Raw genomic sequence first — 20,374 nt, forward strand, 5'->3', positions numbered from 1 at the left:
CCGACGCGATGGTGATCCCAGACCTGGGCCGGTCGACCCGACCGGCCCCGCTTGACGTCGATCCACGCCCGGAGCCCGGTTCCTTCCGTGACCCGGCCAACCGGGTGTTCCACGCCGGCGACGACGTGCTGCGCGCGCTCGACCGGACCGCCGCAGACCACTGGCGTGCCCTCGCCGCCAGCAGCTTCTTCCCGCCGCTGCTCGCCACCGGCAAGGTCTGTGGCACCGAGGAGTTGCCCCCGGAGTCGCCGCTGCGGGACCTGCCGACAGGCTCGGCGTCGTCGAGCTGGGCGACGGTGCTGCGGCACGAGCGCGTCCCGTTCGTCTCGCACCCGTACGAGTGGTCCTTCGCCATGCTCCGCGACGCCGCGCTGCTGCACCTGGAGATCCTCCGGGCCGCCCTGCCGGCCGGGTTCACCACCAAGGACGGCTCGGCCTACAACCTCCAGTGGCGTGGCACCGATCCGGTCTTCATCGACGTCGGGTCCTTCACCCCGCTGCGCGACGGCGAGCCCTGGGCCGGCTACCGGCAGTTCTGCCAGACGCTGCTCTACCCGCTGATGCTCGGCGCGCACCTGGGGCTGGCGTTCCAGCCCTGGCTGCGGGCTCAGGTCGACGGCATCGAGCCGGAGCAGATGGGACCGTTGTTCCGGGGCACCCGCCGACTGCTGCCGGGGGTGCTCACCCACGTCCACCTGCACGGCTCCGTGCAGCGCCGCAGCGCCGCCACCAGCACCGCCGAGGTGCGCGCCCAGTTGCGCGACGCCGGCTACACCCGTGAGCTGGCCCTGGCCACCGCGCGAGGGCTGGAGAAGCTCGTCCGCCGCCTGGACCATCAGCCGCCGGCCACGCACTGGGTCGACTACCAGCACACCTGCGGCTACTCCGGCGACGACCGGACCGGCAAGGAGCGCTTCGTGACCGCCGCGTTGACCGCCGCCGGTCGGCGCCGGCTGGTGCTCGACCTGGGTGCCAACGACGGACGGTACGCCCGGCTCGCGGCCCGGCACGCCGACTACGTGGTCGCCGTCGAGCAGGACCCGGCGGTGGTCGACCGGCTGTACCGCACCCTGCGCGGGGAGGGCGAACGGCACGTCCTGCCGCTGGTGATGGACCTGGCCGACCCGTCGCCCGGCGGTGGCTGGCGCGGCACCGAACGGGCCTCGTTCGCCGCCCGGGCCAAGGCTGACACCGTCCTCGCCCTGGCCCTGGTGCACCACCTGGCGATCGGCCGCAACGTGCCGCTGCCGGAGGTGGTGGCCTGCCTCGCCGGTTTCGCCGCGCCCGGCGGGCGGCTGGTGGTCGAGTTCGTCCACCCGGACGACCCGATGGCCGCTCGGCTGCTGGCCAACAAGCCGGACGGCATCTTCCCCGACTACCGGCGGGACGCCTTCGAGGCGTTGCTCGCCGGCCACGGGACCGTCGAGGACCGGCTGGAACTGCCCTCGGGCACCCGCACCCTGTACCGGGTGGCGCTTCCGTGACCGACCGCCCCACCACCGGGGCCGGCGCGAGCGGCTCCGGCAGCGCCGGCGGCGACGACCTGGTGCCGGGCCCGGCCGCGCCATCCGGTACGACCGAGGAGCGTCGTAGCTGGGGCTGGGGCTGGGGCTGGGGCTGGGGCTGGGGCGGCTGGCGGGCCGAGGGCCGGCGGCTGCTGGAGGTCACCGCGCTGGCCGGGCTGGTGATCACCCAGCCGCTGCTGGACATCCTCGGCCGCAGCCCGGACTTCTTCCTGTTCCACCGGGCCGACCGGGGCGAGATCCTGCTGCTGGTGGCCCTCGTCGCGGTGGCGCCGACGGTGGCGCTCGGTCTGCTCGGCCTGCTGTCCGGCCTGGCCGGGACCGCGACGCGGACGATGACCCACAGCCTGCTGCTCGGGCTGCTGGTCGCCGCGCTGGCGGTGCAGGTGGGGCGGCACACCACCCCGCTGCGGGGCGTACCGCTGCTGCTGGTGGCGCTGGCGGCCGGCGCCGCCGCAGCCGTCGCCCACCGGCGCTGGACGGCGCTCGGCGGGGTGCTGCGCCTGGCTGCTGCCGGTCCGCCGCTCTTCGTCGGGCTGTTCCTGTTCGCCTCGCCGACCGGGCCGGTGGTGCTGCCGCTCGGCGACGGCGGGGTGGCCGGTACGGCTACCGGAAACCGGCACCCGCCGGTGGTCATGCTGATCCTCGACGAGCTTCCGCTGGTCTCCCTGCTCGACTCCGCCGGTGGCGTCGACGCGACCCGGTTTCCGCACTTCGCCGAGCTGGCCGGCGCCTCCACCTGGTACCGCAACGCGACAGGGGTCAGCGGGTGGACGCCGTACGCGCTGCCGGCGATGCTGACCGGCCGGTACCCGGCGGAGCCGTTCGCCCCGCACTACTCCCACTACCCGGACAACCTCTTCACCGCCTTCGGCGGGCTGTACGACATCCGGGCCGAGGAGAGCATCACCCGGCTGTGCCCACCGAGCCGCTGCGAGCGGCCGGTCACCCCGGAACAGGGGATCGGCGTGCTGGTGCGGGAGACGGCGGGGCTGCTGCGTCAGGTCACCGCACCGTACGACAGTCGGATCGACCCGGAGGACTCATACCGCGAGCGCACCGCCGAGGAGGCCGGCATCGACGCCGCCGAGCCGGTGCCGACCGACCCGAAGTTCCGCTGGGACAGCCTCAACGTCAACCAGCCGGCCCGGTTCACCAGCTTCCTCAACGGCCTGACCCCGTCGTCGCGACCGACACTGCATTTCCTGCACCTGCTGATGCCGCACTCGCCGTGGGCGTTCCTGCCGTCCGGGGCACGGTACGAGGCCCCGGAGGACTTCCCCAACGAGGGCGACGGCTGGGTGGACCTGGCCCGCGCCCGGCACCTCGCCCAGCTCGGCTACACCGACCGGCTGATCGGCGAGACCATGCGTACGCTGCGCGCCAGCGGACTGTGGGACGAGGCGCTCGTGGTGGTGACCGCCGACCACGGGGTCAGTTTCACCAAGGGCGTGCAGGGGCGCGGCGAGGACGCGATCCGGGCCGCCGCCGACGAGGTGGCCTGGGTGCCGCTGTTCGTCAAGACCCCCGGCCAGCGCAGTGGGCAGGTCGACGACCGCAACTGGGCACATGTCGACCTGCTGCCGACGATCGCCGACGAGGCCGCGATCCGGCTGCCCTGGCGGGTCGACGGTCGTTCCGCCCGCCAGGCTCCCCGCACCGACCAGGGCAAGGTCTTCTACGACCGGCCGTCGCAACCGCTGCCGATAAGCGGCGGGGTGCCGGCCGCGCCGCCACCGGCGGCCCCGCATCGGCTGGTCGGCACCGCCGTCGGCGCGGTGCCCACCGCCGGCAGCGCCCGGGTCGGTGGGCTGGACGCCTTCCGGGCCGTGGATCCCGACGAGGGTGTGCTGCCCGGCATGATCTGGGGCACCGTCGACGGCGACGTCGCCGACGGCACCGAACTGGCGGTGGCCGTCAACGGCACCGTCGCGGCGGTGGTCCCGGTGGTCGCACCCGATCCGGGCGGCCGGCGCTTCGCGGCCCTGCTCGCCGACGACCGGCTCTTCCGAGCCGGCGCCAACCGCCTCGACCTCTACCTGGTCGGCCAGGACGGCGGCCTGCGGCAGCTGTCGATCTCCTGACCCGGTAGGGCAGGCCGGCCGGCAGCTCAGTTCCGGCCCTCGATCACGATTCCCTTCGCCCGTCTACTTGCACGCTACGTGTGCCTTTCGTACCCGTCCGTCCCGGTCGTCGGGGTTTCCCGGCGCTTCGGTCGGGAATCGGGTGACGCATGCCTCACCGCCGAACCACGAGCGGCGGTGTCGCCGCAACCGCAATTACGGTAGAAGCGAAGGCAATTCAACGTAGATCTGCCGGCGAAGCGAGGAACCACATGACGGAAGTCAAGCTCGATCACCCCGGCGGGCAGCTGTCGATGCCGGTACATTCCGCGGTCGAGGGCCCCGCCGGGATCGGTGTGGGCAAGCTGCTGAAGGAAACCGGGCTGACGACGTACGACCCGGGGTTCGTCAACACCGCCGCCTGTTCGTCCGCGATCACCTACATCGACGGTGACGCGGGCATCCTGCGTTACCGGGGCTACCCCATCGAGCAGCTGGCCGAGAAGAGCTCCTTCCTGGAGGTCTCCTACCTGCTGATCTACGGCGAGCTGCCGACCACGCAGCAGCTGACCGAGTTCACCGAGCGGATCCGCCGGCACTCGTTGCTGCACGAGGAGATGCGGCGCTTCTTCGACGGCTTCCCCCGGGAGGCCCACCCGATGGCGGTGCTCTCCTCCGCCGTCAGCGCCATCTCCACCTTCTACCAGGACAGCCTCGACCCGTTCGACGCCGAGCACGTGGAGATGTCCACGGTCCGGCTGATGGCGAAGGTGCCGACCATCGCCTCGTACGCGTACAAGAAGGCGATCGGGCAGCCGCTGCTGTACCCGGAGAACTCCCTGGGCTACGTGGAGAACTTCCTGCGGATGACGTTCGGCGTGCCGGCGGAGCCGTACGAGGTCGACCCGGTCATCGCCCGGGTGCTGGACATGCTCTTCGTGCTGCACGCCGACCACGAGCAGAACTGCTCCACCTCGACGGTGCGGCTGGTGGGCTCCAGCAACGCCAACCTGTTCGCCTCGGTCTCGGCCGGCGTGAACGCGCTGTTCGGCCCGCTGCACGGCGGGGCCAACCAGGCGGTGCTGGAGATGCTGGAGCGGATCCAGGCCGAGGGTGGCGACGTGCAGTCGTTCGTCCGCAAGGTCAAGGACCGCGAGGACGGCGTCAAGCTGATGGGCTTCGGCCACCGGGTCTACAAGAACTACGACCCGCGGGCCGCGATCGTGAAGAAGGCGGCGCAGGACGTGCTCGGCCGGATGGCCAAGCCCGATCCGCTGCTGGACATCGCGATGCAGTTGGAGGAGATCGCGCTCGCCGACGACTTCTTCGTCTCCCGGCGGCTCTACCCGAACGTGGACTTCTACACCGGCCTGATCTACAAGGCCATGGGCTTCCCGACGAAGATGTTCACGGTGCTGTTCGCGCTGGGCCGGCTGCCGGGCTGGATCGCCCAGTGGCGCGAGATGATCAACGACCCGGAGACCAAGATCGGCCGCCCGCGGCAGGTCTACACGGGTGCCGCCGAGCGGGACTACCTCCCCGTCGAGCAGCGCTGACCGCGAGCAGCCTGACCGCAGCCCTCACGACGACGGCCGCCGCACCCGGAGCACGGGTACGGCGGCCGTCGTCGTGACCGGGGCGGGTACGCGTTCAGTGGGCCGGATGACCGTCGTCGTCCTGACCAGCGGTGGTGGGCAGGTCGCCGAGCACCTCGTTGATGACGTGGATCCGGGCGCCGGCCGCCCGGTAGTCGGCGCACACCGTCTCGGCCTGGTCGTCGAGGCGGGCGCCCTGCCCCACCCCGGTGACGGTCAGGCTGGTGCCGGCGACAGTGGTCACCGTGCCGGCGGCGACCAGGTCGGCCACCGGCAGCGCCCCGGTGACCAGATGGTCGCGCAGCAACTCGCGCAGTTCGTCGGTGTCCCGCAGGAGCAGCTCGTCGAGATTGGTCCGGGAGAACTTGCCGGCGAACGCGTCGTCGGTGGGGGCCAGGATCGTCACCTCCCGGGTCAGCTCCTCGGCCAGGCCGGTGGCGCGTACCGCCGCCTCGAAGGTGGTGAGTACCGGAATCCACTGGAGAGCCTGATCGGCGGGCTGGTCGGCGAGCGAGGCGGGGTTGCCCGGTTCGCTGCCGGCCGGCAGCAGATCGCACAGCGGCCCGGTCACGGCGACCCCGGCCGGTACGGCATCGGCCGCGCCACTGTCCTTTCCGGACGTGCTGCCGAGCCCGATGAGCAGCACAGCGGCCAGGGCGGCACCGGTGATCGGCAGGATCCGGCGAGGCGCCGGACGCCCGGCCGCAGCGTTGGTGTCGGTCACTGTTTCTCCACTTCCTGCGTCGGGGCGTACCGGCAGGCCGGGCGCGGGTCCGGCCTGCCGGTACGAGGGGGCGGGGCTCAGCGGCTCACAGGCCGGCGCACTGGTTGAACCGTGGGCCACCGACCGCGTTGGCGACCTCCAGGTTCACCGGTGCGGCGGCGTTGCCGGCGCAACTCAGTGGGCCGTTGACGGTGTTGCCGGCCAACAGCGGGGCGACGCCCGAGTTGTTGACCACGTTGACCGGGCCGCTGATCCGGTTGCCGACCAGCAGGACCGGGCCGGTCGTGCCGGTGACGTTCACCGGGCCGTTGACAGTGCCGGCGGTCAGCACGAACCCGGCCGCGCCGCTGGCGTCCACCGGACCGTTTATCGAGCCGCCGTTGACGATGAGCGTGGCGCCGGGCTGGACCCGGACCGGACCCCGGACCGTGGCCCCGGCGAGGCAGGCCACCCCGGTGACGGTCAGCGGGCCGTTGCGGGTACCGGTGAGCGTCGGCGCGACCCGTTCCCCGGCCACCAGGCCCTCGGCGGCCTGCTCGTCGAGCAGCAGCGGCACCAGCCCCCGCTCCGGCTGCGACAGCGGTACGAGGTAACCACCGGCCACCTTGACGACCTTCCAGCCGTGCGCGGCGAGCCGTTGCGCCACTGTGGTCTGCCGGCCGCTCGGGCCGTCGGTACGGGCACCGTGGTACTGCTCCTCGGTGAGCTTGTACGCACACGGCGGCTGCTCCAGGATCTGGTGCTCACCGGGGGCGTCCAGCGGTGGCGGCGTGTCGCCCGGGTGCGGCGCCGGGTACGCCTCGATCGGGCGCGAGCCCCGGAAGACGATCCGGCCGGTGTTCGCCGACTGGAACCTGATCGCCTCGGCGCGGGCTGCGGTGATGTCGCCGACGCTCGCCCCGTGGTACGCGAGGAACTGGTGGAACGTCCACAGCGCCGAGTACGTCTTGCGGCGGCGGTTGTTCGCGGTGTTGCCCTCGTCCGGCCGGGTCGGTCCACCCGAGCTACGCAGCTCCAGCAGGGAGTTGACCACGTTCTTCAGCCCGAGGGTGTTGCGCAGGATGGTCTCCTCGCTCAGGCCGACGTTGGCGCCGGTGCACCCGTACGGGCAGGCCCACCAGCCGTCCCTGGCGCCCTGGGTGTACATGTGGCCCTCGATCATGTCCTGCGACCGGTCGAAGATCCCCTGCGCCACGTTCTGGTGCCGGGGCGGCAGCATCGGCAGGTCACCGGTGTTGGCGTTGCCGTACTCGTGACCGTCGTAGCTGGCGATCGGCCGGTAGTCGCGGACCATCTCCACGAACGCCTGGGTCTCCGGCTGGCGGATCAGCGAGTAGTCCCGGTTGAGGTCCTGGCCCGTGGAGTTGCCCCGGCTGTTGGCCGCCCGGCCGTCGCCGTTGATGGTCGGCACGATCAGCATGGTGGTCCTCGACAGCAGGCCGAGGGTGGCCGGGTCGTCGGTGAAGGCCAGCTGCCGGGCCATGATCAGGCATGCCTCGCGGTCACCTGGCTCGTTGCCGTGCACGTTGCAGTTGACCGCCAGCGGGTTGGTCGCGGCGACCGCCTCCGGGGTGGCCGGTGGGGTGGGGTAGCCGATGACGAACATGTTGATCGGCCGGTCCTGCACCGTACGGCCGATCTCGACCACCCGTACCCGGTCGCTCAGCTCGTCGATCGCGGCGGTGTAGGCGTACTCGTTGACGTCGTTCGTGTACTGCGCGCCAAGCGTGTTCTCCCACTGGGTACGCAGGCTCCGGCCCGGGGTGTCCGGGTCGCCCCAGTGGCCCCGGGTGGCGTCGCTGACCGGCGCGGAGTAGGGCTGCGCGGTGCTGCCGAGGCGGGCGCGGACCCGCCACTGGAACCGGTTGCCGGGGGCGAAGCCGGCGTCGGCGAAGGTCGGCGCCGAGTTGTTGATCTGACGGTTTGGTCGCCACACGCCGACGATGACCGACGCCCCGGTGGCGCTGCCGTCCTCGGCGACGGCGGTGCGCTCGATCTGGTAGTCGGTGGCCCCGTCGACAGGGGTCCAGGCCAGGGTCGCGTAGCCGTCGCCCTGCACGACCGTGAGGCCCTGCACCTGGTTGGGCTCCGCCTGCTGGGCCTGGGCGGGTTGTGCGGTCGCCGCGAGGGTGACGGCGAGCAGAGCGGAGAAGACACCGGCCGTTGTCCGTCTGTATCTCAAGGGGATCTCCAAACAGGAGGGATGGCTGGGTACGCACAGCACACCCGCCCTCCCTCCACCACGGGGCCGCGAGCTGGGATTCTTGAGGATGCTCTGAGGTTGCCTCGACTGAGCAGAGAGTCAGTTCACGCGGAGGCGGTAGCCGACGCCGCGTACGGTCTCCACCAGACCCGGGTCGTCGAGCTTGCCGCGCAGCGCCGCGACGTGGACGTCCAGGTTGTGCCGGGTGGCCCAGGTGGTCTGCCAGACTTCGAGCTGCAACCGGTCCCGGGGCACCACCGTGCCGGCCTGCCGGGCCAGCGCCACCAGCAGGTCGAACTCCTTGCGGGACAGGCCGATCTCGCGGTCACCCACCCGTACCCGGCGGGCGTCCACGTCGATGCGCAGCACGCCTACCTGCAACGTGGTCGCCTGCCGGACGGTACGGGCGGTACGCCGCATCACCGCCTCGATGCGCGCCTGCAACTCCACCATCGAGAACGGCTTGACCACGTAGTCGTCGGCGCCGGCCCGCAGCCCGGCCACCCGGTCGTGCTCCTCGACCCGGGCGGTCACCGCGATGATCGCGACGCCCTCGTCATGCTGGCGGAGCCGGCGACACACCTCCAGACCGTCGCGGTCGGGCAGGTTCATGTCGAGCAGCACGAGGTCGACCGGATCGGCCTCCACCGCCTCGGCGGCCGTCACCGCCTGTACCACGTCGTGCCCCCGCCGCCGGAGCGCCGAGGCGAGCCCCGCCGAGACGCGCAGGTCGTCTTCCACCAGGAGCACCCGCACCCGCGCCCTCCTCGGACCTCACCGCCGTCGGATGCCTGCGAGTGTGTCGGATGTGAAGCGGCACTGACCAGTGCGGATACAAGATCGTAACGACAGAATGAACTGTCCGAACGGGTCTGGCGGGGGCGTGGAACCCACGTGGACGCGGCCTGGCGCCGCTCAGCGACATTGCGGGTCAGCCGACGGCGGCCGTCAGCACCCAGGACGTGAGCCGGGGACGGCCGGGCAGTTCGGCCCGGCCGGTGCACCAGAGCAGCACCCTCGACCGGGTCCCCCGACGGGGCCTGCGGAAAGAGCCGGGCGAGCACCGCGGCGCACAGCGCCGCGGGTGGCCGCCAGTCGATGCCGAGCCCCTGGGTGATGTCCCAGGTGTGCACGAGCGTCTCGCTGACCCCCAGCGCGGCGAAACCACCCGGGTCGGTCGGCCCCCAGTGCCAGCCACGCGCGGTCGGCTCCGCGGTGCCCACCGCGTCGCTCAGCAGCCGCCCGCAGGCGGTGACCACGGCGAGAACGTCGCGCGGCGCGGCGTCGTCCCGGACGACCAGATCGAAGGGCAGGTACGCGTCGGCCGGGCGGGCCGCGACCTGACCGGCGTACGCCAGCAGGTCGTGGGCGATGTGGGCCGCCGTCGTCCAGCAACTCCACTCCAGCGTCCCCGCCCGGTGTTCCCGCCAGTCCCGGGACACGTGCGGCGTGAGCACCCGCACCATCTCGGCCACCGCCAGGTCGACGTCTCCACCGTCCATCACAGCCATGTCCACATGCTGCCAGTCGCCCTGCGGGCCGGCGGCCCCGTCGGGTCAGGGACAGCCGTACCCGCCGGGTGAGCGGTACGGTGCCGCCCATGAGCCAGCAGGTGCGGTCCCGACCGTTCTCGCTCGGCGGACGGGTGGTGCTGGCAGGCCAACTGTTTGCGCTGACCGCCGCGCTGGTCGGCAGTTTCGGTGTGCTGCTCGCGGCGGCACTGCGTGCCGGCGATCCTCGGGCGTTGCGGGACCCGCGGCTGGAACGGCTGGGCGATCCGAAGGACTCGCTTCCGCCGGTCGGCCCCGACTCGGCGTGGAACCCGCTGCTCTGGGTCTTCGAACTCAGCCGTGTGGTGGCGATGCTCGTCCCGCTTGTCGCCGCCGTCGCCGTGCTCCTCGGGCTGGTGTCCCTCGGTCGCACCTGGCGGGTCGGCGATCGGTCGGCGTTCCGCTGGCTCGCCGTCGGCACCGCCCTCTGGTGTGTGACAGCGCTCCTCGCACTGACTCCCTACGGCACGCAACTGCACCACTGGTTGCTCGACTAGGCCCTGTGTCGATGGCCGAGTGACGGACGGAGTGGCCGGCTGAGCGATGTCGGTCGTGCCTGTTACCGTCCGGCATTCGCCGGAGCCGATCCGGCTGGCTCGTCCGACCGGCGCACGAGCCGACGGGGAAGGGGTGCCCGAATGGGCGACGGGGAGAAGACCGCACTGCCGCTGTCCGCGCCGGTACGCGAGCGGCACCCCGGCCCGCTCGGAGAAGACGTCACCGACCTGCGGCGCGTGGTCCTGCACATGATCGAGGAGACCGCACGACACGCGGGTCATCTCGATGCGGCGCGCGAGCTGCTCGACGGCCGGACCGGTCTCGGGCCCCGATAGCCGCCAACCCGGTCAGCGCCACCCGATCCCGGTCCGGTCAGCGCCCCGACCCGGCCGAGGACCGGGTCGGGGCGAGCAGGAGGCGCGTCACCGCAAACAGCGGTCAGCGCAGGCCGGCGGCGGCGAGCAGGTTGCCCTCCGGGAGCGCCGGCAGCGCCCGCCCGTGGGCCATCTGCCGCGCCGCGCGTTCGGCGGTGAACGTCGGTGCCTGGGCGATCGCCGAGGCGTACGTCGAGGCGGTGCGGCTGGCGATGGCGGCCCAGCCGTACTGGTCGTGCACCATGGCGCGGGCCCGGCGGGCCAGCGTCCGGGCCCGGTCGGCGTCGGAGAGCAGGGTGTGCACCGCGTCGGTGAGCGCGTCCGGATCGTGCGGCCGGAAGGTCACGCCGGTGACGCCCGGTTCGACGATCTCGGCCAGCCCGCCGGTCTCGGCGACCGCCAGCGGCGCACCCGCGGCGGCTCCCTCCAGGGCGACCATGCCGAACGGCTCGTAGATGCTGGGCACGGCGAAGCAGTCCGAGGCGGCCATCACCGCGGGCAGGTCGGTGCCGCCGAGGAAACCGGGCAGGCTGACCGTGCCGGCCAGGCCGAGCCGGTGCACGTGGGCCTCCAGTTCACCCCGGTACGGGCCGTCGCCGACGATCACCGCGCGCAGCCCCGGGTGCCGCTCGCGCAGCCGGGGCAGCCCGGCGATCAGGTGCTGCACACCCTTCTCGTACACCAGCCGGCCGGCGAAGGTGACAAGCGGGCCGTCCCCGGCGAACCGGGCCCGCGCCTTCGCCACGGCGGCGGCGGAGACCCGCCAGCGGTGCGGCTCGACCCCGTTGGGCACCACGTCGACCCGGCCGGTCGGCACGCCGAACAGGCCGGTCACCTCGTCGCGCATGTAACCGGAGCAGACGATGACCCGGTTCGACTCGCCGCCCAGCCAGTGCTCCACCCCGTGGATGGTGCGGTTCATCTCCTCGGGTAGCCAGCCCTGGTGCCGGCCCGCCTCGGTGGCGTGGATGGTGGTGACCAGCGGCAGGTCGAGGTGGTCGCGCAGGGTCATCGCGGTGTGCGCGACGAGCCAGTCGTGGGCGTGGATCACGTCGTAGCCGCCGGTGGCGGCGGCGCGCAGCGCGGCCCGGGTCAGGGTGTGGTTGAACGCCATCGTCCAGGCCAGCAGCGAGCCGGTGGCCAGCGGGAAGGTCACCGGGTCCTCGGCGGCGCGCACGACGCGCACCCCGTCGACGTACTCCTCGAGCGGGGCGCCGTCGGCGTGGCGGGTGACGACCGTGACCTCGTGCCCGGCGGCGGCCAGGGCCACCGACAGCGCGTGCACGTGCCGGCCGAGACCGCCCACGAGCACCGGTGGGTACTCCCACGACAGCATCAGGATGCGGCGGGTCTGCGACCCGGCGGGCGGGCCGGGCTGGGCCGGAACCTGGGGTCGCGAGGTGAGCGTGGGGCGGTGGACGCGGTCAGCAGCGGTGGCGGTACGTCCGCCCACCCGCAGGGTGGTCACAGTCGGTCTCCGTCCGTGCAGGGAGGAACGCGCCGACAACGGTGGCGGCGAGAGGCAAGGTTGGGTTTCGGACACGCGTGAACGCGCCGGCGGTGCGAGGATCTGGTAGGCGCGCGGACAACGCGCCCGCGAACAAGCAAACGTCATCGTGGCCGATCCCGCATCTCGAAGAGGGCCTCAGTGACCGACGACACCGCAGGGTTCATCTCGGCTCAGTCGGGCGGATACCGGGCATTCACCCGATCGGATGGATTGGCGGTGGACCGTGCGGGGCATTACCGCCGCGCGCATCACCGGCTCACCCCGGTTGGTGCGCTCATCGTGCGAGCTAGCTCATGACGTGTGGGCCGAAGGAGCGACATGCAGGTCTGGCCGGGCGAGCGGTATCCCCTCGGCGCCACCTACGACGGGATGGGCACCAACTTCGCGATCTTCTCGGAGGTGGCGGAGAAGATCGAACTCTGCCTCTTCGACGAGTGGGACGTGGGCCACGAGCGCCGGGTCGAGCTGCGGGAGGTCGACGCGTACGTCTGGCACGCGTACATCCCGGGGATCGGGCCGGGCCAGCGGTACGGCTACCGGGTGCACGGCCCCTACGACCCGGCCGACGGGCTGCGCTGCAACCCGGCCAAACTGCTGATCGACCCGTACGCCAAGGCCATCGACGGTGACGTGCGGTGGGACCCGGCGGTGTACGACTACACCCACGGTGAGCCCGAGCGGATCAACACCGACGACTCGGCGCCGTTCATGCCGAAGTCGGTGGTGGTCAACCCGTACTTCGACTGGGGCAACGACGCGCCGCCGCGCATCCCGTACCACCACTCGGTCATCTACGAGGCCCACGTACGCGGGCTCACCATGCGACTGCCCGGCATCCCGGAGGAACTGCGCGGCACGTACGCCGGCATCGCCTCACCCCCGATGATCGAGCACCTGACCCGGCTCGGGATCACCGCCATCGAGCTGATGCCTGTGCACCAGTTCGTCAACGACCACCGCCTGACCGACCTGGGGCTGCGCAACTACTGGGGTTACAACACCATCGGCTTCTTCGCCCCGCACCACGCGTACTCGGCGCTGGGTCACCTCGGCCAGCAGGTGCAGGAGTTCCGGGGCATGGTCAAGGCACTGCACGCCGCCGGCATCGAGGTGATCCTCGACGTGGTCTACAACCACACCGCCGAGGGCAACCATCTCGGGCCGACGCTGAGCTTCAAGGGCGTCGACAACCCCAGCTACTACCGGCTTTCCGAGGAGAATCGCCGCTACTACGTCGACTACACAGGCACCGGCAACAGCCTCAACGTCCGCAGCCCCCACTCACTGCAACTGATCATGGATTCGCTGCGGTACTGGGTGACCGAGATGCACGTCGACGGCTTCCGCTTCGACCTGGCCGCCACCCTGGCCCGCGAGTTCTACGAGGTGGACCGGCTCTCCACCTTCTTCGAGGTGGTGCAGCAGGACCCGGTGGTCAGCCGGGTGAAACTGATCGCGGAACCGTGGGACGTCGGCCCCGGCGGCTACCAGGTCGGCAACTTCCCACCACAGTGGACCGAGTGGAACGGCAAGTACCGGGACACCGTCCGCGACTTCTGGCGCGGCGAACCGGCCACCCTCGCCGAGTTCGCCTCCCGCATCTCCGGCTCCGCCGACCTCTACCAGGACGACGGCCGCCGCCCGTTCCACAGCATCAACTTCGTCACCTGTCACGACGGGTTCACCCTCAACGACCTGGTGTCGTACAACGACAAGCACAACGAGGCCAACGGCGAGGACAACCGCGACGGGGAGAGCCACAACCGTTCCTGGAACTGCGGCGTCGAGGGCGACACCGACGACCCCGGGGTGCTCGGGCTGCGTGCCCGGCAGCGCCGCAACTTCATCGCCACCCTGCTGCTCTCCCAGGGCGTGCCGATGATCGGTCACGGCGACGAGTTGGGTCGCACCCAGCGGGGCAACAACAACGCCTACTGCCAGGACAGCGAGCTGGCCTGGGTCGACTGGGACAACGCCGACACCGAACTGCTCGACTTCACCCGTCGGCTCGTCGAGTTCCGCCGCCAGCACCAGGTGTTCCAGCGTCGCCGCTTCTTCAGCGGCCTGCCGGTGCACGGCCGCGAGGTCGACGAGCCGCTGCCGGACCTGGCCTGGTACACCCCCGACGGCCGGGAGATGACGGGCGAGGACTGGGGCAACGACTTCGGGCGCTCGGTGGCGCTCTTCGTCAACGGCGAGGGCATCCGGGAACGCGGCCAGTACGGCCAACGCCACCACGACGCCTCCTTCTGGCTCTGCTTCAACGCCCACGACGCGCCGCTGGACTTCACCCTCCCGCCGGCCGAGTTCGGCCAGCGCTGGGAACTGGTGATCAGCACCGCCGAACCGGACCAGGACAAGGGCACCACAGTGGATGCCGGGGGCACACTCTGCGTACCGGACCGCTCCCTGGTGGTGCTGGAGAGGATGGCCTGACATGCCCGCGAGGTCCGTCGCCGCCACCTACCGGGTGCAGGTGCGCCCGGGCTTCGACCTGGACACCACCGCCGGCCTCGCCGGCTACCTCGCCGACCTCGGCGTCACCCACCTCTACAGCGCGCCACTGCTGGCCGCCGCCCCGGGCAGCGCACACGGCTACGACGTCGTCGACCACCGGCAGGTCAACCCGGAGATCGGCGGCGAGGCCGGCCGGCAGCGGCTGCTGCGGGCCCTGCGCGACGTCGGCCTCGGCCTGGTCGTGGACATCGTCCCCAACCACGCCGGGGTGGCCGTACCGGCGGCCAACCCGGCCTGGTGGGACGTGCTGCGCCGGGGGCAGGACTCGGCGTACGCCTGCTGGTTCGACATCGACTGGCAGCGGGGCCGGCTGCTGCTGCCGGTGCTCGCCGACACCCCCGACGCCCTCGACGACCTGAAGCTCGCCGACGGGGAGCTGCGCTACCACGAGCACCGCTTCCCGATCGCCGACGGCACCGGCGACGGCAGCGCCCGCGAGGTGCACGACCGGCAGCACTACGAGCTGGTGTCCTGGCGACGCGGTGACGCCGACCTGACGTACCGCCGGTTCTTCGCCGTCTCCAGCCTGGCCGGGCTGCGGGTGGAGGATCCGGAGGTGTTCGCCGCCACCCACGAGCTGATCCTGGCCTGGGCGGCGGCCGGCGAGGTCGACGGCATCCGGGTCGACCACCCCGACGGGCTGCGCGACCCCGCCGGCTACCTGGCCCGGTTGCGCGAAGCCGCCCCCGACGCCTGGCTGATCGTGGAGAAGATCCTGGAGTACGGCGAGGAACTGCCGGCCTGGCCGGTCGACGGCACCACCGGCTACGACGCGCTCAACGCCGTCGGCGGGCTCTTCGTCGACGGCGACGCCGAGGCCGACTTCACCGCCCTCGACACCCGTCTCGCCGGCCGGGCCACCTCCTGGGCCGACCTGACCCACGACACGAAACTCGGCGCCGCGACCCGGCTGCTGGCCGCCGAGCTGACCCGGTTGGCCGCGCTCGCCCCCGACGTCGACCCCGACGCGGCCCGCGCCGCCCTGGCCGAACTGGCCGCCGCCTTCGCCGTCTACCGGGGTTACCCGCCCGACGGGGCCCGGCACCTGGCCAACGCCCGCGCCGAGGCCGGCCGCCGCCGCAGCGACCTGACCGGCGCGCTGGACGCGGTCACCCGCCGGCTGCGCGACCCCGACGACGAACTGGCCCTCCGTTTCCCGCAGTTCACCGGCGCGGTGATGGCCAAGGGCGTCGAGGACACCGCCTACTACCGGTGGAGCCGGTTCATCGCGCTCAACGAGGTCGGCGGCAGCCCCACCCACTTCGGCACCCGGCCCGGCCGGTTCCACCGCTTCGCCGCCGCCCGGCACGAGCGCTGGCCGGCCAGCATGACCACCCTGTCGACCCACGACACGAAACGGGGCGAGGACGTCCGCGCCCGCCTCGCCGTCCTCGCCGAGCTGCCGCAGCGCTGGGCCGACCTGGTCACCCGCCTGATGGCCGCGGTGCCGCTGCCCGACGCCGCCCTGGCGCACCTGCTGTGGCAGACCGCCGTCGGCGCCTGGCCCGTCGAGCGCGAGCGCCTGCACGCGTACGCGGAGAAGGCCGCCCGGGAGGCGGCGGCCTCGACCAGCTGGACGGAGCCCGACCCGGACTTCGAACGGGCCATGCACGCCCTTGTCGACGCCATGTACGACGACCCGGCCGTCAGCTCGGAGCTGGCCGCCTTCGCCGCCGAGATCACTCCGCCCGGCTGGTCGAACTCGCTCGGGCAGAAGCTCGTGCAACTGGCCATGCCCGGGGTGCCCGACACCTACCAGGGCACCGAGCTGTGGGAAAACTCCCTGGTCGATCCGGACAACCGCCGCCCTGTCGACTTCGCCGTACGCCGGGAACTGCTGGCCCGGCTCGACGCCGGCTGGCAGCCGGCGGTGGACGAGACCGGAGCGGCGAAGCTGCTCGTGGTGTCCCGGACGCTGCGGGCTCGTCGCGACCACCCGGAGCTGTTCGGCGACTACCAGCCGCTCATCGTGCACGGTCCGGCGGCCCGGCACGCCGTGGTCTTCGACCGGGGCGGCGCGGTCGCCGTGGCCACCCGGCTGCCGCTGCGTCTGGCCGCGGCCGGCGGCTGGCGGGACAGCACCCTGTCACTACCCGTCAAAGAGATGTCGTGCCTGTTCACCGGTCGGGTCTACAGTGGCTCTCAGGTCCGCCTGGCCGACCTGTTGGCCACCTATCCCGTCGCGCTGCTGGTGCCCACCACCTGACCCGGGAGGCTGCGTCATGACCGAGTTCACCGTCTGGGCGCCCGAGGCGAAACGGGTACGGCTGCACCTGCCCGGTGCCGCCGACCACGAGATGCGGGCCGGCCGGGACGGCTGGTGGCGGGTCGAGGTGCCCGAGCCCGGCACCGACTACGCGTTCCTGCTCGACGACGACGACCAGCCGCTGCCCGACCCCCGGTCGGCGTGGCAGCCGTCCGGCGTGCACGGTCCCAGCCGGGTCTACGACCACGCGGCCTTCCGCTGGACGGACGGCTCCTGGACCGGCCGGCAACTGCCCGGCAGCATCCTCTACGAGCTGCACGTCGGCACCTTCACCCCGGAAGGCACCTTCGACGCCGCCATCGGCAAACTCGACCACCTGGTCGAGCTGGGCGTCGACCTGATCGAGCTGCTGCCGGTGAACGCCTTCAACGGTGAACACAACTGGGGTTACGACGGCGTCTGCTGGTACGCCCCGCACGAACCCTACGGCGGGCCGGACGGCCTGAAACGTTTCGTGGACGCCGCCCACGCCAAGGGGCTGGGGGTGATCCTCGACGTCGTCTACAACCATTTCGGGCCCTCCGGGGCCTACGCGCCGAAGTTCGCGCCCTATGTGGGGGAGCGGCACACCCCCTGGGGTCAGGCCATCAACCTGGACGGCCCGCACTCCGACGGGGTACGCCGCTTCATCATCGACAGCATCCTGATGTGGCTGCGTGACTACCACGTCGACGGACTGCGCCTGGACGCCGTGCACGCCATGCCCGACACCCGCGCCGTGCACCTCCTCGAAGAGATCACCGTCGAGGTCGAATCGCTCTCGACGCATCTGGGCCGCCCGCTGTCCCTGATCGCCGAGTCCGACCTCAACGACCCCCGGCTGATCACCCCCCGGGAGGCCGGCGGCCACGGCCTGCACGCCCAGTGGAACGACGACGCCCACCACGCCCTGCACACCCTGCTCACCGGGGAACGACAGGGCTACTACGGCGACTTCGGCACCATGGAATGCCTGGTGGAGGTGCTCACCGGCGGTTTCTTCCACACCGGCACCTGGTCCAGCTTCCGCAGCCGCCAACACGGCCGCCCGGTCGACCCGCGCACCCCCGGCCACCGCTTCGTCGCGTACCTCCAGAACCACGACCAGATCGGCAACCGCGCGGTCGGTGATCGCCTCTCCGCCTCGCTGTCGCCTGGGCTGCTGCGGGTGGGGGCTGTCCTGCTGCTCACGGCACCCTTCACCCCGATGCTGTTCATGGGGGAGGAGTGGGCCGCCGCCACACCCTGGCAGTACTTCACCTCCCACCCGGAACCGGAACTGGCCGCCGCGGTCGTCACCGGCCGCCGCAGCGAGTTCGCCGCCCACGGCTGGCCGCCCGGCGACGTGCCGGACCCGCAGGACCGGCAGACCTTCCTCCGCTCCCGGCTCGACTGGGCCGAGCTGGACAAACCCGAACACCGCGAGATGTACGACTTCTACCGCCGACTCATCGCGCTCCGTAAGTCCCGCCCGGAACTGTCGGATCCACACCTGTTCGCGGTGGAGGTACGCCACGGCGACCAGTTCCTGGTGATGCGCCGGGGTGGCTGCCTGGTCGCGGCGAACCTCGCGGGCAAACCCCAGCGAGTCACGCTGCCCGGGGTGGCCCGCCGCGTCCTGCTGGCCACCGGCAACGGCGTCACAGTGATGCGCGACCGCATCGAACTACCAGCCGAAACGGCAGCGATTGTGGCGCTCTGAGGAGCGGCGGAATCGAGTGCACTTTCGGGATCGATTTACGCAAGCGCGAGTCTTACCTGATCTGTCCGCAATAGAGTGAGTCGCGCTCATGGTGTCTGGCCGGCGAATATGGCTAAACCTTGTCGACTGCCGTGAGGGCTGTTGGATCACTCGATGTGAAGGGTCTTCGTTGTCCGTCAGTCCAGCGGCGAGATCCCGCGTAAAGTCGACTATTTGACAGTCGGGCTGTCATGGGCTGGGCTGTGCGGCACACTGTCAACCTCTTTGCGCCCCTTCGAGCTTATGGGCTGATTGCCCGTGAAGAGATATGCAAGGAGTGGTGACGTCAAATTGAGAGGTAATCATTGTCTCGGGTAAGGTCTCCACGTGTAAAACGCTCCGGTGCTGCGCGTCAGCCATCTGAAGGTCGGCGCATTGCCAGATTGGCAACCCTCGGAACTGTGGCGGCGGCGTCGTTTTCTGCAATAGCCGTGATTGTCGCAGCGGCTATTCCCTCTTTGTTGAACGAGGAAGGGGGGCAAGTCAAGCCGACGCTGTAGAAGGCCTCCACGAGGTGGAGAGTTCGCCGGATGGGCAGGTTCCGCTAACGGTTGCCGTTCAACAGTCCGATGAGTACTGCCGAGAGGGGTGGATGGTGCCTGATGGTCCTGCTCAGCTCGCAGAACCCTCCTCCTCGGGTGAGTATATCGATTGGCCGGGATGGGCCAGGCAGCAAAGAGGGATTCGCACTAATCGTCATGAGGTGATCTTGACGGTCCAGGGAAAGTCGCAGGCCAGGGTTGTCATCGACCGAGTTCGTGTAGTGACGATAGAGCCACGTCGCGTGCCGGTTCGCGGTACCGAGGTGGATATTCTTTGTGGTGAGCCGTTCGAGTATCGATACCTAGAAGCGAATCTCGACCGAAGTCCGCCGACGGTGACTTCGAAGACAACTGGAAGTATCAGTGGAGAGCCGGACGTTCGCCTGGATCCAGCAAAATTCCCATACCAAGTGGCGATTGACGAGGCTGAGAGTTTTGTAGTCTCGGCTGTCGTCTCGAAATATGACGTCGATTGGCGCATTGAGCTGGACTGGTCGTCCCAGGGTAGGGTCGGAACGATGGTGATTGACGATGAAGGTCGGCCATTCCATACAACCAGTTCGTCGGAAGCGTTGGCCAAGTGTGTGTGGGCGGATGCGGGAGGGCTGATCAAGGAAATGTCTTCAGGTTGTAGCCGTTAGGTCGGCCCAGATCGGGGAGCTGTTCAGCGGTACTCCAATGGAGCCATGCCGCAGGCGAGTGTGCGAGCGTCCTGACTGCTCCCGATCGGGGCCATCCCGCTGTCGGCTCCTAGGACCTTGCTGTTCTCTGCACGGTGGATGCGCCTCGCCCTCGCCGGTGCTGAGCCGCGGTGGCCTTTCGGTGGCATTGCACTTTAGTCCCAGCGCCGCGGCGTCGAACAGTGACGCTGCCGCAGTCGCGGTCGTCGAATCGGGTTCGCGACGAAACGGGCACACGCGGAGTGGACTGCCACCCCTGATGCAGGAGTCTCTTCACTCGGCGACGTAGACGCCCACGCCGGGCAACGTCTCGGTCATGCCCTTGATCCGTAGCACCTGCATGGCGCGGTCGATCACCGGCTCGGTGACGCCGTAGTGCTCGATCAGCTCGCGTCGGCTGGGCAACTTCGAGCCGGGTGGGAACTCGCCGGCGACGATGCGTTCGGCGAGGTCATCGGCAATCTGTTCGTAACGGTAACGCGGTGGCACGGTCTTCCCCTCGGTTGGCAACACGAGTAGACCACCTACGTCAGCCCTTGACTACCCAACGCTACCTATGGGAGGTTGCCGGAGAGGTCGTTCCCCTCGGTTGGCGCTGTCGGGCCGTCC

General features: G+C 70.9%; 15 protein-coding genes. 9 read left to right on the forward strand and 6 right to left on the reverse strand.

The features are described 5' to 3' along the window. Window positions 1–8: 8 nt before the first annotated feature. From Van01_RS13555 to Van01_RS13565, 3 genes are all read left to right on the forward strand, one after another. Entirely contained in the window at window positions 9–1,484 is a 1,476-nt protein-coding gene (locus Van01_RS13555; protein WP_204006658.1) for a class I SAM-dependent methyltransferase, read from the forward strand. A 62-nt stretch (window positions 1,485–1,546) separates the two neighbouring features. After that, a complete protein-coding gene (locus Van01_RS13560; RefSeq protein WP_373306256.1) occupies window positions 1,547–3,607 on the forward strand; it encodes a sulfatase-like hydrolase/transferase in 2,061 nt (686 codons plus the stop codon). A 251-nt stretch (window positions 3,608–3,858) separates the two neighbouring features. Continuing rightward, entirely contained in the window at window positions 3,859–5,142 is a 1,284-nt protein-coding gene (locus tag Van01_RS13565; RefSeq protein WP_099846194.1) for a citrate synthase, read from the forward strand. A 94-nt stretch (window positions 5,143–5,236) separates the two neighbouring features. On the opposite strand, the gene Van01_RS13570 is transcribed toward Van01_RS13565, so the two are convergent. From Van01_RS13570 to Van01_RS13585, 4 genes are all read right to left on the reverse strand, one after another. Then, window positions 5,237–5,905 carry a fasciclin domain-containing protein gene (locus tag Van01_RS13570; protein WP_204006660.1) on the reverse strand — a complete coding sequence of 223 codons (669 nt, stop codon included), beginning with the start codon at window positions 5,903–5,905 and terminating at the stop codon, window positions 5,237–5,239. Between the two features lie 85 nt (window positions 5,906–5,990). Continuing rightward, the gene (locus Van01_RS13575) at window positions 5,991–8,087 is read right to left on the reverse strand and encodes a M14 family zinc carboxypeptidase (RefSeq protein ID WP_239099058.1); all 2,097 of its coding nucleotides are present in this window, start codon (window positions 8,085–8,087) and stop codon (window positions 5,991–5,993) included. Between the two features lie 120 nt (window positions 8,088–8,207). Then, a complete protein-coding gene (locus Van01_RS13580) occupies window positions 8,208–8,864 on the reverse strand; it encodes a response regulator transcription factor (protein ID WP_204006662.1) in 657 nt (218 codons plus the stop codon). Further along, complete coding sequence (locus Van01_RS13585) at window positions 8,771–9,619, reverse strand: DinB family protein (protein ID WP_373306252.1); 849 nt, start codon at window positions 9,617–9,619, stop codon at window positions 8,771–8,773. Before Van01_RS13585 ends, Van01_RS13580 begins: the two co-directional genes overlap by 94 nt. 89 nt (window positions 9,620–9,708) lie before the next feature. On the opposite strand from Van01_RS13585, the gene Van01_RS13590 reads away from it, so the two are divergent. Next, entirely contained in the window at window positions 9,709–10,155 is a 447-nt protein-coding gene (locus Van01_RS13590) for a hypothetical protein (RefSeq protein ID WP_204006664.1), read from the forward strand. A gap of 141 nt (window positions 10,156–10,296) precedes the next feature. Continuing rightward, a complete protein-coding gene (locus Van01_RS13595) occupies window positions 10,297–10,491 on the forward strand; it encodes a mycothiol transferase (protein WP_204006666.1) in 195 nt (64 codons plus the stop codon). Between the two features lie 103 nt (window positions 10,492–10,594). Here Van01_RS13595 and Van01_RS13600 read toward each other — a convergent pair whose 3' ends face one another. After that, a complete protein-coding gene (locus Van01_RS13600) occupies window positions 10,595–11,998 on the reverse strand; it encodes a glycosyltransferase family 4 protein (RefSeq protein ID WP_204006668.1) in 1,404 nt (467 codons plus the stop codon). A gap of 360 nt (window positions 11,999–12,358) precedes the next feature. Between Van01_RS13600 and glgX the strand changes: the two genes are divergently transcribed. From glgX to Van01_RS13620, 4 genes are all read left to right on the forward strand, one after another. Further along, window positions 12,359–14,476, forward strand: coding sequence for a glycogen debranching protein GlgX (gene glgX, locus Van01_RS13605; RefSeq protein WP_204006670.1), 2,118 nt, complete (start codon window positions 12,359–12,361; stop codon window positions 14,474–14,476). 1 nt (window position 14,477) lies between these two features. Continuing rightward, window positions 14,478–16,763, forward strand: coding sequence for a malto-oligosyltrehalose synthase (gene treY / locus Van01_RS13610; protein WP_204006672.1), 2,286 nt, complete (start codon window positions 14,478–14,480; stop codon window positions 16,761–16,763). 16 nt (window positions 16,764–16,779) lie between these two features. Beyond that, window positions 16,780–18,504 (forward strand): malto-oligosyltrehalose trehalohydrolase, encoded by a 1,725-nt coding sequence (gene treZ / locus Van01_RS13615; protein WP_204006674.1) that lies wholly within the window; start codon window positions 16,780–16,782, stop codon window positions 18,502–18,504. Between the two features lie 742 nt (window positions 18,505–19,246). Beyond that, window positions 19,247–19,726 (forward strand): hypothetical protein, encoded by a 480-nt coding sequence (locus tag Van01_RS13620; RefSeq protein WP_204006676.1) that lies wholly within the window; start codon window positions 19,247–19,249, stop codon window positions 19,724–19,726. Window positions 19,727–20,038: 312 nt separating this feature from the next. Here the strand turns inward: Van01_RS13620 and Van01_RS13625 are convergent, their stop codons facing one another. After that, a complete protein-coding gene (locus Van01_RS13625) occupies window positions 20,039–20,278 on the reverse strand; it encodes a FadR/GntR family transcriptional regulator (protein WP_204006678.1) in 240 nt (79 codons plus the stop codon). Between the last annotated feature and the right edge of the window lie 96 nt (window positions 20,279–20,374).

Source organism: Micromonospora andamanensis (assembly GCF_016863495.1).
Taxonomy (GTDB): domain Bacteria; phylum Actinomycetota; class Actinomycetes; order Mycobacteriales; family Micromonosporaceae; genus Micromonospora; species Micromonospora andamanensis.

Coding starts and splice junctions, on each gene's coding strand:
- Van01_RS13555 (WP_204006658.1), top strand. CDS start 9: ATGGTGATCCCAGACCTGGGCCGGTCGACCCGACCGGCCCCGCTTGAC.
- Van01_RS13565 (WP_099846194.1), top strand. CDS start 3,859: ATGACGGAAGTCAAGCTCGATCACCCCGGCGGGCAGCTGTCGATGCCG.
- Van01_RS13585 (WP_373306252.1), bottom strand. CDS start 9,619: ATGGCTGTGATGGACGGTGGAGACGTCGACCTGGCGGTGGCCGAGATG.
- Van01_RS13590 (WP_204006664.1), top strand. CDS start 9,709: ATGAGCCAGCAGGTGCGGTCCCGACCGTTCTCGCTCGGCGGACGGGTG.
- Van01_RS13595 (WP_204006666.1), top strand. CDS start 10,297: ATGGGCGACGGGGAGAAGACCGCACTGCCGCTGTCCGCGCCGGTACGC.
- glgX (WP_204006670.1), top strand. CDS start 12,359: ATGCAGGTCTGGCCGGGCGAGCGGTATCCCCTCGGCGCCACCTACGAC.
- treY (WP_204006672.1), top strand. CDS start 14,478: ATGCCCGCGAGGTCCGTCGCCGCCACCTACCGGGTGCAGGTGCGCCCG.
- treZ (WP_204006674.1), top strand. CDS start 16,780: ATGACCGAGTTCACCGTCTGGGCGCCCGAGGCGAAACGGGTACGGCTG.